Below are 20,853 nucleotides of genomic sequence, written 5' to 3'. Positions count from 1 at the left end.
GCTGCGCTCCTCGTCGTAGGCTTTCATTTCTTATAAATTCCTTGCTCCTGTGGGGCTTCGCTCCTCGTCGCAATCTTCCGTTTCTTACAGATTTACTTGCTCCTGCGGGGCTGTCGCTCCTCGTCGAAGTCTTTCATTTATTACAGATTCCTTGCTCCTGCGGGGCTATCGCTCCTCGTCGTAGGCCTTCATTTCTTATAAATTCCTTGCTCCTGTGGGGCTTCGCTCCTCGTCGCAATCTTCCGCTTCTTACAGATATCCTTGCTCCTGCGGGGCTGCGCTCCTCGTCGTAGGCTTTCACTTCTTATAAAATCCTTGCTCCTGCGGGGCTGTCGCTCCTCGTCGTAGGCTTTCACTTCTTATAAAATCCTTGCTCCTGTGGGGCTTCGCTCCTCGTCGCAATCTTCCGTTTCTTACAGATTTACTTGCTCCTATGTTGAGTGCTACTGCTAAAGTGAAATTGCTCCTGCGGGGCTGTCGCTCCTCGTCGCATTCTTCCGCTTCTTACAGATTTACTTGCTCCTGCGGGGCTGCGCTCCTCGTCGCAGGCTTCCGCTTCTTACAGATTCCTTGCTCCTGCGGGCTGTCGCTCCTCGTCGCAAGTTGGGCTTATTACCTACGAAAAGCGTCTATGTGGTTTGTCTATGTATTAACTTGATGGAGTATGTAATTTTATGAATGCGCTTTCTATTTTTGTTTTTACTTGCTACTATTTGGCTATCAGATTGCTGATTTTTCTGGTTATTTAATGAAAAGAGGTGTGTTTATGAAACAATGGGGGTTATTTGATTTATCTTACCGTCTGGGTGACTATTTGCTGATGGTTATTCGGTTAAATTTTTTGTGGTTCTTTTTTGTCTTGCGCGGGGGGATCATTTTTGGTTTCTTTCCGGCGACGGCGACTGTAATTCGCTATTTCTTTGAATTATTTGAAAAAAAGCCATTGCCTGCTGAACTTTATCCTTGGTTCAAGCGGCAAACGGCACAGAACTTTCGCCGCAGCAATCAATTGGGAATGGTCCAATTGGGAATCTTGTTGCTGCTCTGGATTGAGCTCCGAATTTCCAGCACCTTTTTACAAAACGTCTTTTTTCATTTTGGCTTGACGGTGCTCTTTATCAGCGCCTTACTTATCAGTTTCTATCTGCTGCCGGTCTTTGTCCGGTACCAACTTCCTTTTTGGGTTTATTTTAGAAACGCATTTCTTTTGATGATCGTTAGTGTGCCGCAAACCATTGCCATGATCTTAGGCATATTTTTAGTGACTTTCGCCACTACCTTTCTGCCCATTTTATTATTCGTCGCCTTCATTCCTTTGCTGCTCTGGCCAATCAGCTGGTTCGCCTATCAAGCGATCCAAAAAACAGAGTTGCTAACAAATGAACACTGACGATTTTTTCAAGGAGAGTGAACCATGAAGATAAAAATTTCCGCAAAAGAAGATTTATCGGCTTTTTTCCAACTTGTTGCTCCGGAACTTGGCTTGTCATTAACAGAAACCGGTAAGCCTCTGGAACTGATCTGCCGAAAAGGTTCATTGAAAATCATTGCCAATGCTGAAAAAACTACGATTTATTATCAAGAAAAAGCCCATTTGTTTCGAGGACTTCTTCTATGGACCCAATCAGATTCAACAGTTGTTCATGAAGAGTTTCCTCAATTTGATCAAATCGGTCCCATGATCGATTTATCTCGAAATGCGGTGCTGTCCGTCCCACAGCTGAAACGGTTTATTTTGTTAACTAGCAAAATGGGACTCAACAGTCTCATGCTGTATATGGAAGATACCTATGAGATTCCTGAATATCCTTATTTTGGTCATTTACGAGGGCGATACAGTCAATCTGACTTGCGGGAATTGGATCAGTACGCTGACCAATTAGGCGTTACATTGGTTCCAGCAATTCAAACCCTCGCTCATTTGACCAATCCATTGAAATGGTCTTTTGCCAAAGAGATACGCGATACGGAAGATATTTTATTGGTGGGTGAACCGCAAACCTATGCGTTTCTTGAAGCCGCACTTCGTTCCATTCGCAGCTGTTTTAAAACAAACAAAATCCATATTGGTATGGATGAAGCACATCAATTAGGTAAAGGACGCTATTTAGAAAGAAATGGCTTGCAAGATCGTTTTTCCATTATGCTCAACCATTTAAACCAAGTCATCGCTCTCTGTGATGCACTACAGCTGGAGCCCATGATGTGGAGTGATATGTTCTTTCGAATTGGTTCGCCAACCGGGGATTATTACGATCCAGAGGTCGTCATTCCTCCAGAAGTCATTCAGCAAATTCCTGCGGTCACTATGGTGTATTGGGATTATTATCATCATGATGCCCAAACGTATCAGCGGCTGTTTGCTGAACATAAAAAGCTGAACCAGCCCACAGTCTTTGCCGGCGGTATCTGGACGTGGAACGGACTGGCACCTAATTATGGCAAAACGTTGGCAACCATGGAGCAAGCATTAAAGAGTGCCAAATCCAGTGGTGTGACTGAAGTCTACGGGACATTGTGGGGAGATGATGGTGCTGAAACCCCGATGATTGCTAGCTTACTGGGGCTCCAATTATTCAGCGAGGCGCAGTTCTACACCAATCCAACGTGGGACAAAATTGCCGATCACTTGAAGCTTTTTCACGGCTTACAAGCGGAAGAGTTTCTCTTGCTGGACCTTTTTGATCAAACCCCTGGTGTCGCTCCCGAAAATCCGTCTGGGTCAAATCCTAGCAAACTATTGCTTTATCAAGACATTCTTTATGGCCTGTATGAAAAAGCCTTCAGAGAGGTGCCGTTGACCCAACACTATGAGAAACTGGCCCAGCGATTGGCTGCCGTGGAAACGACACCGGATACCGCATCGATGTTCCGTTTTTATCATCAACTTGCAGTGGTTCTATCCTTAAAAGCTCCTTTGAGCCATTGGATCTCTGACGCTTATCAAGAAAAAAATCGGGAGAAACTGCAACAAGTCATTGAGATGCTTCAGCGCTATCAGCTGGAATTGCAACACTTGCATCACTCGCATCGTAATCTATGGTTTGAATGGAATCGTCCCTTTGGGTTTGAAGTGATCGATCTTCGCTACGGTGCGTTGGCTAAGCGGGCTGAAATGGCCCAATGGCGTTTGCAAAACTATTTGGCTGGTCACATCACCAGCTTGCCAGAATTAGAAGTACCGCTATTGCCTGTCGATGACCCAAGAATTGAAGGTAGTTTGGGAAGGAATCTCTTCCATGGCATCTACAGTGCCAGCAAACTATCGGATGTGTAAGCATACCAAGCAAGGAGGAATTACATGAAAAAGAACTATTATTTATTTTTCGTTGGCTTGCTGTTCATCTGTGGACTGTTTTTTTATCGACAGACCGCTTCTCATTCAACCGAAACTACTGCAGCACAGTTGGAAGTGACCGGTGCTGTCACCGATTCTACTGCCGCAGAAGACTGCTTGGCCCTGTTGCAGCAAAACTTGCAAGCTGCCAATCAGAAAGACGTTGAGGGGTACACAGCGACCCTTGTTTCTTCTGCTGGAGAATCCACGGCGAAAGAAATGCGGGCTTTTTTTGCTGAATATGATTTGTCTCATATGCTTTTGTCTTTTGAAGTTGTCAAACAAGACACAGATTCCATGCTGGTCGCTGCCCAGCAAAAAACGGTGAACCACGGAAAAAATGATTACCGCGATCACATTACACAAGCCCATCATACATTTGTGCGGGAAAATGGGCAGTGGAAGATCAAAGAAACGGTTATGACAAATACCGAATTTATTGACTAAGGAGTTTTTATATGAAAACATTTCAGAATTGGCCTGACCATTACCCCGATCCTAGCTGGTTTATCCATGATCGCTTTGGGTTGTTTATTCATTTTGGCTTGTTTAGTATTGGCGCACGTCATGAATGGTTTATGACCACTGAAGAAATCAGTCCTGAAACGTATCGAGACACTTATTTTGACCAATTTGATCCTGATTTATTCGATGCGGCTGCTTGGGCGCAAGCTGCTAAAGACTGCGGCGTTCGCTATGTGGTTTTTACGACAAAACACCATGAAGGCTTCGCATTATGGGATAGTCAATGGACCGATTACAAAGTCACCAACACGCCTTTCAAGCGAGATTTCCTCGCGGAACTATTGCCCGCCTTTCGTGAGGTCGGGATCAAAATAGGACTTTATCACTCACTGATCGACTGGTACCATCCACACTTTACGATTGATGGGCTGCATCCTCAACGGAGTGATTTGGCCGCACGCGCAGCCAATTCTCAACGAGAGATGGGACAGTATCAAGAATTTATTGCTGGTCAGTTGACAGAACTATTGACCCAGTATGGCACTATCGATTATCTTTGGTTCGACTTTCCATATAGTCATCGAGATTGGGGCTGGTCTAAAGGGAAAGGAGCTGCTGACTGGGATAGTTTGCGCTTGGAAAAAATCTGTCGAAGACTGCAGCCAAAGATGCTGATCAACGATCGCTTAGAGCTTGGCCGGGGAATTACCACCCCTGAACAGTTTCAGCCTGAGAAGCCATTGGAAAAAGACGGCATGCCGGTGCTTTGGGAAGCCTGTCAAACGATGTATGGCACTTGGGGCTATGATCGGGATGCCTTGGAATGGAAATCTAGTGAGATGCTCGTGAAAATGCTGATCGATACAGTTTCCAAAGGGGGCAATTTCTTATTGAACATCGGTCCGAATCCCCGAGGAGAGATTGATCCTCGAGCCGTCACGAGAATGCAGGAAATCGGTGCCTGGATGCGGCTGCACAAAGAAGCCATCCTCGGTTGCGGCCCTAGTGAGTTCCCGGTACCAAAGGATTGCCGCTATACCCAAAAGGGCAAGAAACTTTATTTGCATTTATATAGCTATCCCTTTAAAAACATTCATTTGCCAGAGATCGCTGATCAAGTCCGCTTTATCCGTTTCTTACACGACGGCTCGGAAATTTTTTATCGCGGCTTTGATCCGGAGGAAGTCATCACCTCAACGGAAGCAGTCATCGCTATCAATGATTTGGTCGTCACATTGCCAGTAGTGCCGCCGGAAGTTCTTGTTCCGGTGCTTGAGATTACCTTGAAGTGAACAGACACAACAAATAGGCGGCAGTCAATGAATCTTCAGCACAAACGCAAGAAGATTCATTAGACTGCCGCCTACTATTTCTCCTTTATGACACAATCTCCTCCATCATAAAGAAGGGTTTCGTTTACTGCTCGTTCGTCAACAATGACAGCCATTTCTGAAAAAGCTGGCTAAAGGTTTCTTTCCCGGGATCGGTTTCTTCATACACTTTTAGGCAGATCGCTGCTTGCAGCCAGAAGACTTCTTCAATCACTGTTGCTCCTGCTTTGGCGTCGGGAATATCTGCCCAAATCGCTAATGCAATCGCTGGGGTTTGTGTCAGTTGCTCTTGGCTCACTTGCTGTCCATTGGCAAAAGTCGTCAATGTAAATTCATTACTGATTTTCTCGTAGGTGGGATAAGTATATCCTGCAGCTTCACCTACCACATAATAAAAGAAATTGTCGTTATGATTGATCACAGAATAGCCTTGATCAAAATAATGAGTGACTGGTGCCATATTTTGATTCCAGCGAGTCCAATAGGAAATCTCACAGTTTTTCGTTAAGGACAGCTGTTCGTTACGATTCAAGCGATAAAACCCATCATTCCATACACGAACGACAAATCCGAGATCCGTAATATAATCGACTAAATCATTCACATATGCAATAAATACTTCAATACCGCTAGCCTCTGGCCCATAGGCTTCTTTAGCCGCTTCGACCAATGTCGGGAAATCTTCCAAGCGGTCAAAATCAACAAATTCATCGGCACCGATATGGAAATAGTGACTGTCGGCAAATAGTTCAGCATATTCCTTGTAGATCTCTCGAACAAAAGCAACAGCCTCGTCATCAAGGATATTCAACGCTCTGGCATCGACCCCGCCAGCCGCATTAGGTAGACACCATTGGGGATGATTCGCTAGTACTTGCTTTAAATGTCCCGGAGAATCAAAATCAGGAATCAGCTCGATCCCATAGTCGTTGGCATAAGCAATCAGTTCCCGAACCTCTGCCTTTGTTAAATGTTCCTTAGACACGATCTCCGGAAAACGGTCAGACGCGATTCGAAATCCTTCATTTTCTGAGAAATGAAGCTGCAAATGGGTGAACTGAAAAAAGGCCATACTATGAACGAGTGCTTTTAATTCACTTAAAGAAAAATATTTGCGCCCGATATCGATCATTAGACAGCGCTCATTGATTTGGGCAGTGTAGCTCGTCTGCTTTTGCTTGTTTGTTACTTGATTCAAATAATAGGTGGTCAGACCATAAAACAATTGCTGCGAATCTTTTGCGGTAATCGTTTGTTGTTCATGATCCAGAATAAAATCTGCTGCTAGGGTAGCATCAATCGTAGTGGCTGGCTCCTCTTCTAATGAGATGCCGATAGAAGTATAAAGTTCTCGTGCTTTTTGAATCGTTGCTTTCATTGTCCTAGTTCCCTTCACTTAGCATTTATTTGGTTGATCTTCCGGTATTGTCCTGGTGTGACACCAACGATCGTTCGAAATTTACGTGTATAGTTTGAGACATCATAGTACCCATTGCCACGGATGATTTCTTTGATCGGTCGATCCGTTTCGACTAACTCTTGTTTGATTTTTTCTAATCGTAACTCTTGGATATATTTAGAAAAGGTTTTGCCGCTTTCTTTTTTGATAAATCGGCTGATGTAAGAAACAGACACTTTAAATTCTTCCGCAATGGATTCCAATGACAGCTGAGAAGATTGAAAGTTTGCTTTGATGTAAGCAAAAATCGTCTCATTCAACTTAGATTCTTGATTTTGCGGCCGCTCTCTCACTTTTTCGCAAATGTGCCGAACCAATTGCTGCAAAACTGATTCCAGTTGCAATAAATTGGTAAACTCTGCCTTTTCGGCAGCAAAAAGTAAAATCTCTTCACCGACTAATTCCCCGCCGGTTTGTGCAACCGTATTCAATAAATAATAGCCATACATTTTTTGAACCGCTTGCGAACTTTGTTTGCATACCCCCTCTTGGATCAGCCAATGCACCGTTTCAATCGCGATCTCACTGTTGCCTTGATTCAATGCTTGGATCAGTTTTAACTTTTGACTGTCGGGATACTGGATCGCCGAACGTTGTTCTTCTGTAGAAATTTCAAGATAATAAATGATTTGCTGGTTGTTACTGACATGATAATCCAATGCAGCTAATCCTTCAATATAAGATTCGTTGATTGCGGTTAGTTCATTGACGATAGTTCCAACCCCCATTGCCGGCAGCAGCCCAACCGCAGCAGTTATTTTTGCCGCCACTTCTTGCAAGATTGCTTCTTGCTGGTATCCTTGAGCAAAGCCCACAGTCAACGCGATCACTTCCGTGGAAAGAATCTCCGTTGCATAAGCTCGATAGCCTTGACTGCTGATTTCTTCGATATAATCGATCAGAAAACCATTCTCACCGGTATTATAGGTAGAAGCCACGGTTTTGGTATCGATGGTGATGACAAAATAATTGTCCGCAGGAAAATGAATATGAACTGCTTCCATCAGTCTGGCAACTTCTTGTTCCGAACGCAGACGGCCGCTCATCAGCTTTCTAAGGACTTGCTCACGGGCATGGGGCGTCTGCATCTGGATCTCTTTATGCAGTTCTTGCTGTTCCTCTAAAACCGCCGCCAAAGTGTCATGAACATCATCCATCGAATTGACCGACATGTCCATGTCTTCGTGAAATTCTCGCACTAAATGCTCGATTTTGCGAATAGGACGATAACTCCTAATCCCCATCAATGTAACACCAACGATTCCTCCAAACAGCACACACATAAATATCAGAATAAAATGTTCTTGGACTCGATTGACTAAAGAGAGCGCCTGAGAAGGATTGGTGACTGATACTACCGAGATATGCAGCTCTTCATTGGGAATAGATTGCACGAGGTACTTTTGGCGATTGAACTGGAAGGTCCCCTGCGAAGTGATCTGGGCCATTTTTTGCGGATCATTTAAGAGAAGCGTCAACTCATTGTGATTCGTACTAGCTAAAATCTGACTGTCATCATTGATCAAATAATTTGTGCTGGCACCATCGCTATTGGTCAAGTCAAGCATTTTTGCCAAGCTGGCCTCTTTGATTTCATATATCGCCGATCCATATACGGTCAGTTCATCGTTTTGTAAAGGAACAATGTAAAAGAAACGGGAATGACGCTTTGTGGTCGATGCCCCTTCAATCGTCAGTAATGTCGGGTATGCTTTCTCTAGCTGATCAACCAACTGTCCTTGCTGCATATCATTGTCGGGGATCACTTTCTCTAAAAAACCTTCGATAGACAATTTACCAATGGAAGAGAAAAAATTTGTCGGTTCTTCTTTGAAATAGAGATACACTTCTTCCACGAATTCATTGGTGATCTTATAGGTCTGCAAACTGGTTTTCCCTTCCTTCGAATAATAGGGATGTGTCAAATAATTTAATGATAGCTGATGATCATCCGTCATCTTCTGGGTCAAGTAATTCAATTGCAGGAAGTTGTTCTCTAAGGAATATTTCAACTGGATCAACTGATTTTTTGCAGTCAAGGCAACCTGTTCATTGATACTTTTAACGGAAGTCGCGTACCAAATCCATGAGACTGCTAAAAAGGGGATCAGGAATACCAGCAAATAGGAACTGATGGATCGCACGATCCCTTTAAACGTCTTTTGCCCGTTTTGATCGTAAAACATTTTCACTTTCATCACCTGATCCTTGTTTCATTCGTGTAATTTTAAACGCTTACATAATTAAAAATAGCGACTTATTTTTTATTACATTTTTAGCCTAGAAATGCAACTACTTTATCTGCCCATTGATTCCTCGGTTTGCTGCAACCAGTTGTAGCAAGCGCCAATCAGATTGGATTCATTCCCAAACTGGCAACCCTCCACTTGCGGTAGCCGAACCGTACTCGGAATCTTTCCTGCAATTTGCTTTATTTTTTTCGTTAATTCGGGAAGGAGAAAGTCGCTTTCACTGATCCCGCCTCCAATCAGAATAATTTCCGGATCAAAAATGTATTGTAAGTTGTAACAAGCCACTGCTAATTTCTCAATGAAACGATCCACCAAAACACTCACTGCCGGATCATTTTGTTGGTACCACTGGACAACTTTGTACCCATCGGTGTCAGGATCCTCTTTCGCCATGGCCACTTGCTCGACCACTGTCCGAGTGGCACCAGCAATACTCCAAATCTCCCAGTCCTTCTCTCTGGTTTCAGGAAACAGCATATAGCCAAATTCACCCGCTAAAAAATGCTTGCCCCGTACTAACTGATTATTGATCATCATCCCACCACCCACTGAAGTGCCTAAAACGATGACAGCAAAACTGGTAGCTTCTTGTCCTCTGCCTAACCATTTCTCTGCCAAAAGTGCACAATTGCCATCATTTTCCGCAACCACTGGTTTTTGGTAATAGTCGGTCAGTGAAGAGACTAGCCCCTTGCCAAATCCCTCATAAAGTGGCGAACCCATCCCAATCTGTTGCGTGATCGGATCAACTAATCCGGTGCTGCTGATCGCAATACCTGAAAAATCTGCCGGGTATTCCTTGTCGATATGTGAAATCAATCGCTGGACAACCGTCGAATACGCTTTGTTCATTGGAAAGCTGCCCAATTGTAGTCTTTCCCCGTGACTATTCAAGAGACCCGTCTTGACTATTGTCCCACCGATATCTACTGCAAGAATCTTCATTCTACCGCTCCTCTGCGTGTATGTGCTTTCAGTATAAGCATTCTCCGGAAATAGAAGCTATATGTATTTCTTGCAGTTATGTGTCAAAAAACGCACACAGCAAAAAGGCTGAAGCAATTCGCTTCAGCCTCTTGAATTCAGCATTTTCTGTTGGATCGATCCAACAGAATCATCGATGCATCAGTTTGTTTTCACAAAGATTTTTTCTAAAAGAAATTTTGTTCTCCACTATTCCTGTTGAACATCACTTTCTGTTTCTTCTTCATACAAGCTTGATACAGTCGTGTACCATTCAAAAATATGAGTAATGATTACTTTTGCCGCAGCGTAGACGGGGATTCCTAAAATCACACCGACAAGTCCAAAGAGCTTTCCAGAAGTCAGCAGGACTAATAAAATCGTTACCGGATGGATCGACAGCTGATTGCCTAAGACAAGGGGTGAAATCAAGCGACCCTCTATGGTCTGTTCGATGACAAATACTACCAGTACCTTCACTAAGAGCACCGGTCCACCAACGATTCCTAAAAAGACTGCCGGAACCATCGCTAGAAAAGAGCCCAGATAAGGAATCAGATTCAAAAACCCTGCCACGATCCCTAATGTAATCGCATAGTCCAAGCCAATCAAACTAAAACCGATCATAAACATAATGGCAACCGCAAAAGCGACGGTCAGCTGTCCGCGAATATAAGAAGAGACTTGATCATTCATCTCTTTTAAAACCGTCAGTGATGGCTGGCGCATTTTTGTCGGCAAAAATTTCACGAAATACGGGGCTAACTGACGGCCATCTTTTAAAAGATAAAAAAGAATAAAGGGCATCGTGATGACAGCTAAGACCACTGTCGCCACTGCACCAAAAAAGCTGCCGATATTTTGAATCGTGCTCCGTGATAAGTTTTGGATGATGTCGGTCATTGAAGTGACCAGTTTTTCATTGGATGCCTCTAGTTGTTCCTGAACTTGTGAGAAAATCGGATCGGATAAAATCTCATTGATCTTCGTTTCGATGATATCTAAATACCCCGGAAAATTCTCAACAAAGCTCATGGACTGTTCTTGAATCTTCGGAATGATCACCACAACGCCCCAAACGATCAATCCGATGACCAAAATAAACAGACCGAAAATACTATAAATGCGTTTGATTCCTTTTCGTTCCAGATAATCAACCGCAGGATTCATCAAGTAGTACAAAATACCTGCCAAAATAATCGGCAAGCCCACGATCGCCAAAAATTGCCACAGCGGGGCAAATAAGTACGACACTTTCGTAAACATAAACAGAATCAATAAAACAAGCAGAACCACTAACAAACTCGTCACCGCTTGATTATTTAAAAACCATTTCCAGAACCAGGATAAAGGACGCTTCTCCGTTTGCTTCATTCCCTTGCCTCCTACTTGTAGATCACTTTCATACCAACTTCAAGGGTTGGCAAGTTGAAAGGTTCTAAATAGATGGCACTGGTCAGTTGCTCTTCAGGAACTTCCCCGAAGATAAATGTCACATGCTGAATCGTTTGCAATGTTTGATTCGCCACCGGTCCGACATGTGTCACTGCATAGGATTGATCCCCAAAAATAAGTGTGTCGCCCTTCTTCACGACTAAGTCTTTAGCATCTGGAATTGATTGGATCACTGAATACTCCCTTAATGCCTCCGTGGCTTGGTCTCCAAAAAAAATCAACATTTTTTCTTTTTGATCGATCGCTTGCGGTCCAATCGCTTTGATTGTTCCTTGTTTCATACAACAACCTCCCTCTACGTTCTTTTTTTATTATAACATAAGAAGTTTTTCTATCCGCCCATTTGCACATTCTATGGTAGAATTAATGAGAAATCAAACTATGAGGAGGATTTTTTTTATGTTGCAAACGATTTATCTAGGTACTTATACGCGTCGCGAAAGTAAAGGGATCTATTCGATCACTTTAGATACAGAGAAAGAACAATTGATCGACTTGACATTGCGAGGGGAAGAAAAAAGCCCAACTTATCTTGCCCGCAGTAAAAAAGAAAATATCTATACTGTGACTGAAGTTGACGGCGCAGGCGGTTGTGGTGCGTATACACCTGACTTTAAATTACTGAACACGGTGACCGAAGAAGGTGCACCTTTGTGTTACGTGGCAGTCGATGAACCGCGGCAGCTTGTTTATGGTGCCAACTACCATAAAGGCGAAGTCAATGTCTACAAAATCTTGGAAGACGGCAGTATTGAAGCCACTGATCACATCTACCATGATGAACCAGTAGGCCCTCACGACAACCAAGACAATCCCCATGTACACTATACAGACTTAACACCAGATCAACGCTTAGCTGTATGTGATCTTGGAACAGACCGTGTCTATACCTATGACGTCTCTGCAGAAGGAAAATTAACGGAAGTAGCGGTGTATGTTGCAGCTGCCGGCACAGGCCCTCGTCATTTAGTCTTCCATCCAAATCAACAATATGCGTACTTGGTTGGAGAATTAGATAGCTCTTTGACTGTTTTACGCTACAATGCAGCTGATGGCAGCTTTGAAGATATTCAAAAAGTGTCGACTTTACCTGAAGATTTCACTGATTTTAACAGTGGTGCTGCTGTCCGAGTATCAAAAGATGGACGCTTCGTTTACACATCCAATCGCGGACACAACTCTCTGGTTGTCTTTGAAGTAACAGAAGAGGGTGCTGGATTAAACTTCGTCCAACGTCTATCCACAGAAGGGGACTTCCCACGAGACTTTGATTTGGACCCAAGCAACGAATTCTTAGTTTGTGCCAATCAAAATTCCGACAACTTGACGCTGTATCGCCGCAATGCAGAAACTGGTGAACTAACAACTATTCAAAAAGACGTTTACGCGCCTGAATGTGTTTGTGTCTTATTTGAAAAATAAAACGATCAGGAGGACTCCCCCATGTTTGACAAAACACCAATTGAACTCGTGCTAAAAGATTTTTCAAATATTTATAACAAGTGCCAGTCGGCCTACGAATTGGTCACTAGCCGCCGCTACAATGAATCATTAGTCTTATTGACGACGGCTGAAACCTATGCGATCGCAGAGAAAGCCTACGTTCGTTGCGACACCTTTAAAGAATTACAAACCCCTGAAGTTGTTGCTTTCTTCGATGCATTTGAAATTTATTATTTTGAATTGAAACAAGTCCTCTTCCACGATGATGACGACTTTGTTTCTTTAAACAATCGTTTAGAAAAAATGAAAGAAATGTATGAAGCATTGACTGCCGCATTCCATTTGTTATGATGGTATCAAATAGACGAAAAGGTGATTTCATGAATCAAGAAGAAGTGCTTGAACGCTTAAAAGAAGAATTAGAACTGCCTTTTTTTCAAGCAAAATTAGAGGAAAAAACGTATACCGAAGAAGATTATCAGCAAGTAAAAGCTGATCTGATCCGTTACTTTGATGAATATGTCCGTAATGTAGAAAATTAGCCAAATTTTCTGTTGAAAGAACAACAAAAAGGCCTCTGACAAAAGCCAAAACAAGATGAAACGAGCTAAAGGATAGCAACTAAATTGCGAAAGCCATCGTACATTTAGGCATTGGCCCTGCTTGAGAGCAGGCGCCATGGTATCCTTTGAACCGTTCGTTTGTCGTGCTTCCGTCATAGGGCCTTTTTTTTGCGGTGCTTGTTAATAAACGACTTTGAAATTCTGATTCGTCTCAGCTTCCAGTACCGGATGCTGTTTTAAATAATCAGCGATCAATTCGGTCATATCCACTTGGATCTCCCGTACGATTTTGTCGGCAGAAAACATGGCGTAGTTGCCGCCCCCTACCGCCCGGTATTGATTCACCACGACTTCCAGCTCTTGCTCTGGAGTGATGGGTTCATTGCGGAACAACAAACGAGTGATTCGTTCCCCAGCCGGTTGGTGCATATCAATCGTATAGTCGATTCCTTCATACATATCATAATTGTAGTATTGGGGTTTTGGCTCAATAAATGCAGGGTTAAAGACAATTTTTCCGTCTGCTACGGCTAAATAATTTGCTGTTTGTTCCAACGCCTGCCGCAATTCTGCTCCCGTTACTTTTACAACAGCTAGTGTATTAGGATAAATATAGTTCGTGATCACATCCCGCATCGTAATGGTTGTACCAAAGCCTTTTCCTTCATTATTGAAAAGTGCTGTGCCGGAAATTTCAGCGCCGCTGGCAGCCATCTGGACGCGATTGATAAACTCCACGTATGGATGTTCCACGATCCGTGCTTGCATTGGATCTGTGATTCGCATGTCTCCATTGACTTTCCCTAACGGTTGATCAAGCCATTTTTCCAATTCTGTCTCAATCGGTTCGATCAATGCTAGGATCTCCTCATCTGCTGAAACTTCTGCCACTGAATGAAGGGTAGCTTGTTGATCCGTGATCACTGCTCGCCCTTCTTTTTTCTCCACCGTTAAATGGATCCTGCCGATCTGACTGCCGCGATACCCTGGTTGGACAACTGGGACCCCATTGACAATAGCAGCGATTTCCCGATGCTGGTGCCCCGTAAAGAATGCATCAATGCCAGGCACTTCCTGTAACAAATCGTAGCCTTCGTTTTCCCCGGTCAATAACTCGGTTGCTTCCCCTGTTGCTAAATCTTTCTCAAAGCCGCCATGATAACTGACGATGACAAGGTCTGCTTGTTTTCTTAATTCAGGTACGTATTTTTTAGCCGTTTGAATAATGCTCTCAAACCGCATGCCTTTGATGGTAGCAGGTTGCTCCCAATGGGGAATGTACTGAGTCACCAGACCCAATACCGCAATCTTGATCCCTTCTTTTTCGAGAATCGTATAAGCTTTGCCAAAATAAGGCTGCCCTTCTTCATTTAAGATGTTCGCTGCTAAAACAGGGGCCTGGTAGCTGGCGATGGCTTCTTGAAGATACGCTAACCCATAATTAAACTCGTGATTGCCTAACACATGGACATCGTACGCCATGTGATTGATCACTTTGGTTAGTTCAGCTACTGGATGCTGGCTTTTGGCAATGTAATAACTCAATGGGGATCCTTGGATAAAATCACCATTTTCAATCATCACAACAGGACCTTGCGCTTCTGCTCTTAATTGCTTTAGTTTTGCTGCGACTTTCGCTGCGCCAATCGCCAGGTCGTGTTCACCGGCAAAATTCGTTGGATAGACATATCCGTGCATGTCACTGGTCTCAAGAAAGGTGATTTGCATGTTCTCTTTACTCCTTTAGCATTTAAGTAAAAAAGGCTGGGACAGAAGTGTGAACCTCCGAAAAATAAGCAGAAAGATGCGTAAATTGCTTTTTAACATTTTGGGTATTTCGACTCGTTTCTCGGAGTAGCTTCTGCTCTTGCCGTTTATATGTGTTTAGAGCGTAGAACAAAAGTGATTTTCACTTTTGTCCCACGCTCTTCGTTTGCAGGATCAATAGGACCCTTTGAATAGTGAATTATTGGTTCCAAACATCATCAAGTTGTGAAATAGAATCTTGGATCAATTTGTCAGTATCTTTGTCTGTATTTGACAGAATATTTTCCATGATTGAACGAATTTCATTGTATGCAGGATCCGCATTTTCGATCACTGGAATTGAGAAGAGTTCTTTTGTTGCTTCACCTAACTTAGAAGCAACCTTCGTGTCTGGGTTGTTCTTATAGTCATCACTATCTAGAACAGATTGAACGACTGGCATATAGCCTGTTGAAACAGCCCATTCCAATTGTGATTCAGGGGAAGTCAAAAATTTCATGTATTCAAATGCTGCTGTGCGTTCTTCTGGAGAAGCACTTGTGAACATATACAAGTCAGTTCCTTGTTGCAGGTTGATTTTTTCAGGACGTGCAGATACGCCGTATTCAAATTTACCTTCAGTATCTTTTTTCACGTAACCTTCTCCAGCAATAGAACCGATAAACATAGCAATTTGTTGATTTGCAAATGGACCTGAAAGATATTTATCAGAACCTGCGATACGGAAGTAGCCATCTTTGACACCTTCAGCATAATAGTTGATGACTTCTTTCGATTCGTCGCTGTCTAGTTTCAAATCTTTGTTAAAGTCAACGCCTTTATTTTTCATACCGATCGCATAGTAGTTATTCAATGAATCAAAACCAGCACCCACAACGCTGCCATTTGATTTTTCATAAATCGTTTTTGACGCTTCTTTTAATTCATCCAATGTTGTTGGTACTTCAACGCCATACTCTTTTAACAGATCAGCATTGTAGAACAACATTTCCGTTGATTTATTGAAAGGAATACCATATTGAACACCGTCGATTTGCGCACCTTCCATTAAAGAAGAACGAATTTCTTCTTGGTCACCCCAACCAATCGTATCATTATCGATATATTCGCCTAAATCAACTAACATTTCATCTTGTGAAGCATTCCAAAGCCAGCCTGGATATGCTTGCGTGATGGTTGGCAAATCTTTAGGTGAAGGTAATGTCGAATTGATTTTCGCTTGTAAATCAGAATATTGCGATTGGTTTTGCAATTCTACTTTGACATTTGGATTAGCTTTCATAAACTCATCCGTTAATTTCGTCAATGCCTCTTCTTGCGCACCATTCATTGCATGCCAGAATGTAACTGTTGTATCTTTAGGAACTTCTGTTACAATTTCATCGCTGCCTTTGGCGCTGTCATTTGAGTCTTTGTTGCCACATGCCCCTAACACTAAAGTTGCCGCAGCCACTGCTGCAAATGCTAGTTTTTTTGATTTCATTCTTTACTCTCCTCTATCCTTTTTATAGTTCTATTTTTTCGCCGCGTTTCGGCAATATTCTTTCGCCATACGGATTCACCAGTTTTTCTGGCTTCAAAGTATGGATTGGAACCAATAGTTTCGGTTCGATCCACGCAATGATCTGATCAAGGTCTTCAGGAACTGCGTGTCCCGAATTAGGCAACCGTACAAATTCAATTTCCAACTTCGCTAACAAGGTCAGAAATTCTTCATAGGCTGGGTCAAAAGCGCCCAAAGGTTGTGCATCACTATGAATATACAGGCTACCTGGTTGTAGATTTTCAAAATGGTCGACAACTTGCCAAACATACTGGTCCGTGTCAACACATAACGAACGATAAGGAATTTCTAGTGAAGGGTCTAACTCTGCAAGTGGTGTCCCGCCTTCAACAATGTAATAAGGAACTTCTCTGTCAAAGACTTCTTTCAGTAACGCTGCTTGGTGGGCTTCAAGAACCATTGTCCGAGGGCAAGCATCCACCAAAGCCAAAAAGCGCTCCACATTAGCTGGATAGCCGTTGAAAGTGATTTGCCGTTGTGGATTTTTTTCGACCAACTCGACAAAAGCCGCTACCAATTCTTTTTCACTAGCTACTTCGACAGTATTCGGATCACTTTCTCTTTCAGGGAAACTAATGCTGACCCCTTCCATCATCAAGAGATCCGTGTGCTTCGCCAACTGACAAAATTCTTTTGTCCGCTCTGGATGATAGCCATGGAGACGCAAATCCCCAGTATAAGCGATGAAATGATCCGGTGTTCGGATCAATAATGCCGCTGCCCCATAGGCATCATGGTCCACAGGAACGATTTCCACTTCGATCTCACCAACTTTGATCACATCGTGGGGTTCTAACCCAATCATTTCCCGCACAAAAGCAGGTGCTTCATGAGGGGATGGGATCAAGAAGTCACCGGTGCGATTCAATGCTTTCAAGATGGCTTTGGTTTCTTTCAGTGTATACAAAGGAATTGCCGGATCCAAATAATTGACCATCTTTGAATGATCCAGATGGGCGTGAGAAAGAAAAACGGCCGTTTCCTGATACTCCTTTTGCTCTGACCCTTGATACGTATAAGACAGACGTGGATCATAGACATTGCGCAACTGCGGAACCCAGCGATGATCCACTAAGGTTTGTAATGCTTCATCCGGTAATGGCTGATCTGGATGATACTCTGAACCAAAATCAAAGAAAATGTGCGCATCTTTATAAGCCACCTCGATCACTGTACCGCCGATCGTTAAAATCCCACTGTGAAACGTAACCATTGTTTTAGCCTTTGATGCCATCTTTTGCCACTCCTTTAATAATCTCTTTTCTAAAAATCATATAAATGATCAAAATCGGAATGACCGTTAGCGTTGCAGCTGCCATTTGTAAATGTACATCGCTGCCGCTTTCTGATGTGAAAGCTGCTAACCCATTATTCAATAGCCGATATTTTTTTTCATTTGTTACTAACAATGGCCACAAGAAAGAGTTCCAGCTAGAGATAAACGTCAAGATTCCCACAGTCACTAACGCTGGTTTAGACATTGGGATCAATATCCGCCGGATGTACGCCATATCACTTGCGCCGTCGATTTTTGCTGCTTTATAAAAAGTATTTGAAATACTTCTCAGATAACCATTCAAATAATAGATATAAAAGATACTTGTCAAAAACGGAATGATCAATGCACTATACGTGTTCAACAATCCCATTTGAGCAATCGTATTGTAGTTAGTAAAGATGATGGATTCATAAGGAACCATCAGCAAAGAAATCATCAATGCAATCACAAGTCCTTTGAATTTAAATTCCAGACTGGTCAATGCAAAAGCTGCAAAAATCGCTGTGATCAATGTTGCGATGGTCGTAACTGCTGAAACAAAGACTGTATTCAGAAAGTAACGGAGAAATGGCGCTTTGGTAAAGACTTCAGTATAGTTACTCCATTGAAAGGACTCTGGCAAAATGGTAGGCGGAATACTGGTCGCCTCACTATAGGTCATCAATCCCGCTAGAATCATATAAATAAAGGGAAAAACAGTGATGATCGCTAAAAGCGCCAAAAAAATCAGAGAGATGAGGGTTACGACTTTTTTCATCTTATTCCCCTACTTTCTTTAAAATTTTATTTTGGATAAAGGTGACCGCTAAAATAATCACAAAGAGGATCACTGTAGCTGCCATTGCGATTCCTGGACGCCCTGCAATATGGAATTTATCATAAATATAATAAACCGCTGTGGTCGCGCTTTTGGCGATTCCAGGTTGTCCGCCAAACAAGGCGTAAACTTGCGTGTACACTTTAAAGGCACCGATGAGATTCACCGTCAGTAAGAAAGCAATGGTGGGAATCAACTGAGGAAATGTGATTTTACGGAAAATCTCCCAGTTATTGGCACCAAACATTTTTGCGATCTTGTAATGCTCTTTATCAATGTTTCGCATCCCCGCCAACAAAATGATGATGTTAAAGGCCAAACTGCTCCAAATACCGAAAATGATCAGTGTCGGCATACTCATATTGACATCATCCAGCCAATTGACTGCTGGAATCCCTACTAAGCTTAACAAATAGTTGACGATGCCATAAGACCCATTGAAAAAATAGCGGAACACAATCCCAATGGCAATCGTACTTGTTACATAGGGCATAAAGAAAATCGTTTCAAAAAAGCTTTTATGTTTCACTTTTTCAAAGATGATCCAGGCAATTGCCAGGGAAATGATTAGTGCGATAGGAACAACTGCAAAGGCAAACCACGCTGTATTCTTCAATGCCTTGAAAAATACTGGGTCTGTCAGCACTTTTTGGTAGTTTTCTAATCCAGCATAACGCTGATTGATCAACGTTCCCTTTTGAAAACTCATAAACAACGAACGAAACAGCGGATACACACTGAAAAGCAAAATAATAACTAAAGAAGGCAATAAAAACAGCCAAGCTTTAGGTTGATTTTCGGGATTATAATTTTTCTTGAACATCAATACACTCGCTCCCCTTTTTCATCAAAGATGAACGCTTTTTTGTAATTGAAGTCAAAGGCTAGGTGTGCTCCTTCTTCGATGATTTCTTCGATACTTACGATCGATTTAACGTGGATATCAGCCAGATCAAAGTTCAAGATCCGTTCGCGGCCAATCAACTCAACGCTTTTCACATCAGTTTTAAATAATGGTGTTTGGCTCGTTGTCAACACATCTTCTGGACGGATCCCTAAAGTATAATGACCATCTGTCAAAGGTTTCTTGAAGCGAATATCCAAGAAGCGATCTACAGGAATCGTGAACTCCGGATGGTGCATCACACCGTCTGTCACATCTACTGGTAAAATATTGATAATTGGGTTGCCGATAAATTTTGCGACGAATAAATTGTTGGGTTCTAAATAAAGATTTTGCGGATCATCATTCTGTTGAATCACCCCTTCATTCATCAAAATGATTTTATCACTGATAGACAACGCTTCTTCTTGGTCGTGAGTAACAAAGATCGTCGTGATGCCGACTTCTTTGACTAACCGACGAATTTCTTCCCGAATTTTTAAGCGTAAGCGCGCATCCAAATTACTTAAAGGCTCATCCAGCAACAAGACTTCGGGATTTTGAACAAGTGCCCGAGTAATGGCGACCCGCTGTTGCTGCCCACCGGATAATGTACCTGGCTTTTTGTCTTTTAATTCTTCAATATTGGTTAGCTGCATATACTTTTCGGCAATTTGCTGTGCTTCATTTTTCTTGATTTTTTTGTCACCCACAGTTAGTGGAAACATGACATTTTCCAAAACGGTCATATGAGGGTACAATGCATAATTCTGAAAAACAAAACCGATATTCCGATCTTTCGGCTCTGTCTTTACTACAGAATTCCCATTGAACCGGATATCGCCACCGGTGGGGCTTAATAATCCAGCGATCAGATTTAAAATCGTCGACTTCCCACAGCCACTAGGACCTAGCAAGCAAACGAGATCCCCCTTCTCAATGGTAAAATCCACCGCTTTCAAAGCTTCAAACTTGTTGTCAAAGACTTTCTTCAACCCAACTACTTCTATCAAAAAAAGAACCTCCATTATTTTTTCTCTTTGTCGCTTTTTGCTCAACTAGCAAGATAAGAATACCCATCCATCGAATTCTTATCGTTGCAAAATGTTCAAAGAAATCCGATTTTTATGATAACAAATGAATATTTTTATTCGATACTGTTATTGTAAAACTTTTGTAAAACCCTTTGGTAATTATGAAAGAAATTTTAATTAACTAGCAGAATGATGAGAGAAAAATGAGATCGTCCATCGACCATAAATTAAGTTGTAAGGC

18 protein-coding genes are annotated in these 20,853 nt (G+C 42.5%); 7 read left to right on the top strand and 11 right to left on the bottom strand.

Annotated features, from left to right (window positions below; translation table 11 throughout):
* Positions 1-766: 766 nt before the first annotated feature.
* The 4 genes from Q0A12_RS13995 to Q0A12_RS13980 are packed head-to-tail and all read left to right on the top strand — an operon-like array spanning position 767 to position 5,094.
* Positions 767-1,390 carry a DUF624 domain-containing protein gene (locus Q0A12_RS13995; protein WP_291293242.1) on the top strand — a complete coding sequence of 208 codons (624 nt, stop codon included), beginning with the start codon at positions 767-769 and terminating at the stop codon, positions 1,388-1,390.
* A 24-nt stretch (positions 1,391-1,414) separates the two neighbouring features.
* Positions 1,415-3,277 carry a beta-N-acetylhexosaminidase gene (locus Q0A12_RS13990; RefSeq protein WP_291293241.1) on the top strand — a complete coding sequence of 621 codons (1,863 nt, stop codon included), beginning with the start codon at positions 1,415-1,417 and terminating at the stop codon, positions 3,275-3,277.
* Positions 3,278-3,301: 24 nt separating this feature from the next.
* Complete coding sequence (locus tag Q0A12_RS13985) at positions 3,302-3,784, top strand: hypothetical protein (protein WP_291293240.1); 483 nt, start codon at positions 3,302-3,304, stop codon at positions 3,782-3,784.
* Between the two features lie 11 nt (positions 3,785-3,795).
* Positions 3,796-5,094 (top strand): alpha-L-fucosidase, encoded by a 1,299-nt coding sequence (locus Q0A12_RS13980; protein ID WP_291293239.1) that lies wholly within the window; start codon positions 3,796-3,798, stop codon positions 5,092-5,094.
* A gap of 124 nt (positions 5,095-5,218) precedes the next feature.
* Here Q0A12_RS13980 and Q0A12_RS13975 read toward each other — a convergent pair whose 3' ends face one another.
* The 5 genes from Q0A12_RS13975 to Q0A12_RS13955 all read right to left on the bottom strand — a co-directional run bounded on the left by Q0A12_RS13975 (position 5,219) and on the right by Q0A12_RS13955 (position 11,543).
* On the bottom strand, positions 5,219-6,511 hold the full coding sequence (locus Q0A12_RS13975) for a family 20 glycosylhydrolase (RefSeq protein ID WP_291293238.1): 1,293 nt from the start codon (positions 6,509-6,511) through the stop codon (positions 5,219-5,221).
* Between the two features lie 14 nt (positions 6,512-6,525).
* On the bottom strand, positions 6,526-8,790 hold the full coding sequence (locus Q0A12_RS13970) for a helix-turn-helix domain-containing protein (RefSeq protein WP_291293237.1): 2,265 nt from the start codon (positions 8,788-8,790) through the stop codon (positions 6,526-6,528).
* A 99-nt stretch (positions 8,791-8,889) separates the two neighbouring features.
* Positions 8,890-9,789 carry an ROK family protein gene (locus tag Q0A12_RS13965; protein WP_291293236.1) on the bottom strand — a complete coding sequence of 300 codons (900 nt, stop codon included), beginning with the start codon at positions 9,787-9,789 and terminating at the stop codon, positions 8,890-8,892.
* Between the two features lie 228 nt (positions 9,790-10,017).
* Complete coding sequence (locus Q0A12_RS13960; RefSeq protein WP_291293235.1) at positions 10,018-11,181, bottom strand: AI-2E family transporter; 1,164 nt, start codon at positions 11,179-11,181, stop codon at positions 10,018-10,020.
* Positions 11,182-11,192: 11 nt separating this feature from the next.
* Positions 11,193-11,543 carry a PTS glucitol/sorbitol transporter subunit IIA gene (locus Q0A12_RS13955; RefSeq protein ID WP_291293234.1) on the bottom strand — a complete coding sequence of 117 codons (351 nt, stop codon included), beginning with the start codon at positions 11,541-11,543 and terminating at the stop codon, positions 11,193-11,195.
* 118 nt (positions 11,544-11,661) lie between these two features.
* On the opposite strand from Q0A12_RS13955, the gene Q0A12_RS13950 reads away from it, so the two are divergent.
* The 3 genes from Q0A12_RS13950 to Q0A12_RS13940 are packed head-to-tail and all read left to right on the top strand — an operon-like array spanning position 11,662 to position 13,247.
* Positions 11,662-12,684 (top strand): lactonase family protein, encoded by a 1,023-nt coding sequence (locus tag Q0A12_RS13950; RefSeq protein WP_291293233.1) that lies wholly within the window; start codon positions 11,662-11,664, stop codon positions 12,682-12,684.
* Positions 12,685-12,705: 21 nt separating this feature from the next.
* On the top strand, positions 12,706-13,056 hold the full coding sequence (locus tag Q0A12_RS13945) for a hypothetical protein (RefSeq protein WP_291293232.1): 351 nt from the start codon (positions 12,706-12,708) through the stop codon (positions 13,054-13,056).
* Between the two features lie 29 nt (positions 13,057-13,085).
* A complete protein-coding gene (locus Q0A12_RS13940; protein WP_291293231.1) occupies positions 13,086-13,247 on the top strand; it encodes a hypothetical protein in 162 nt (53 codons plus the stop codon).
* A 201-nt stretch (positions 13,248-13,448) separates the two neighbouring features.
* Here the strand turns inward: Q0A12_RS13940 and Q0A12_RS13935 are convergent, their stop codons facing one another.
* From Q0A12_RS13935 to Q0A12_RS13910, 6 genes are all read right to left on the bottom strand, one after another.
* Positions 13,449-14,996, bottom strand: a complete 1,548-nt coding sequence (locus Q0A12_RS13935) for a bifunctional UDP-sugar hydrolase/5'-nucleotidase (RefSeq protein WP_291293230.1) — start codon at positions 14,994-14,996, stop codon at positions 13,449-13,451.
* 238 nt (positions 14,997-15,234) lie between these two features.
* Entirely contained in the window at positions 15,235-16,518 is a 1,284-nt protein-coding gene (locus tag Q0A12_RS13930) for an ABC transporter substrate-binding protein (protein ID WP_291293229.1), read from the bottom strand.
* A 22-nt stretch (positions 16,519-16,540) separates the two neighbouring features.
* Entirely contained in the window at positions 16,541-17,833 is a 1,293-nt protein-coding gene (locus Q0A12_RS13925) for an MBL fold metallo-hydrolase (protein ID WP_291293228.1), read from the bottom strand.
* Entirely contained in the window at positions 17,817-18,635 is an 819-nt protein-coding gene (locus Q0A12_RS13920; RefSeq protein ID WP_291293227.1) for a carbohydrate ABC transporter permease, read from the bottom strand. The genes Q0A12_RS13925 and Q0A12_RS13920 overlap by 17 nt, the downstream gene beginning before the upstream one ends.
* Before the next feature lies 1 nt (position 18,636).
* Positions 18,637-19,518, bottom strand: coding sequence for a sugar ABC transporter permease (locus Q0A12_RS13915; protein ID WP_291293226.1), 882 nt, complete (start codon positions 19,516-19,518; stop codon positions 18,637-18,639).
* Positions 19,518-20,591, bottom strand: coding sequence for an ABC transporter ATP-binding protein (locus Q0A12_RS13910; RefSeq protein ID WP_291293225.1), 1,074 nt, complete (start codon positions 20,589-20,591; stop codon positions 19,518-19,520). The genes Q0A12_RS13915 and Q0A12_RS13910 overlap by 1 nt, the downstream gene beginning before the upstream one ends.
* Positions 20,592-20,853 lie beyond the last annotated feature (262 nt).

Source organism: Enterococcus sp., assembly GCF_022711995.1.
GTDB lineage: Bacteria > Bacillota > Bacilli > Lactobacillales > Enterococcaceae > Enterococcus_D.
The sequence above is the reverse complement of the archived record's forward strand: the minus strand, read 5'-3'. Positions and strand labels throughout refer to the sequence as shown.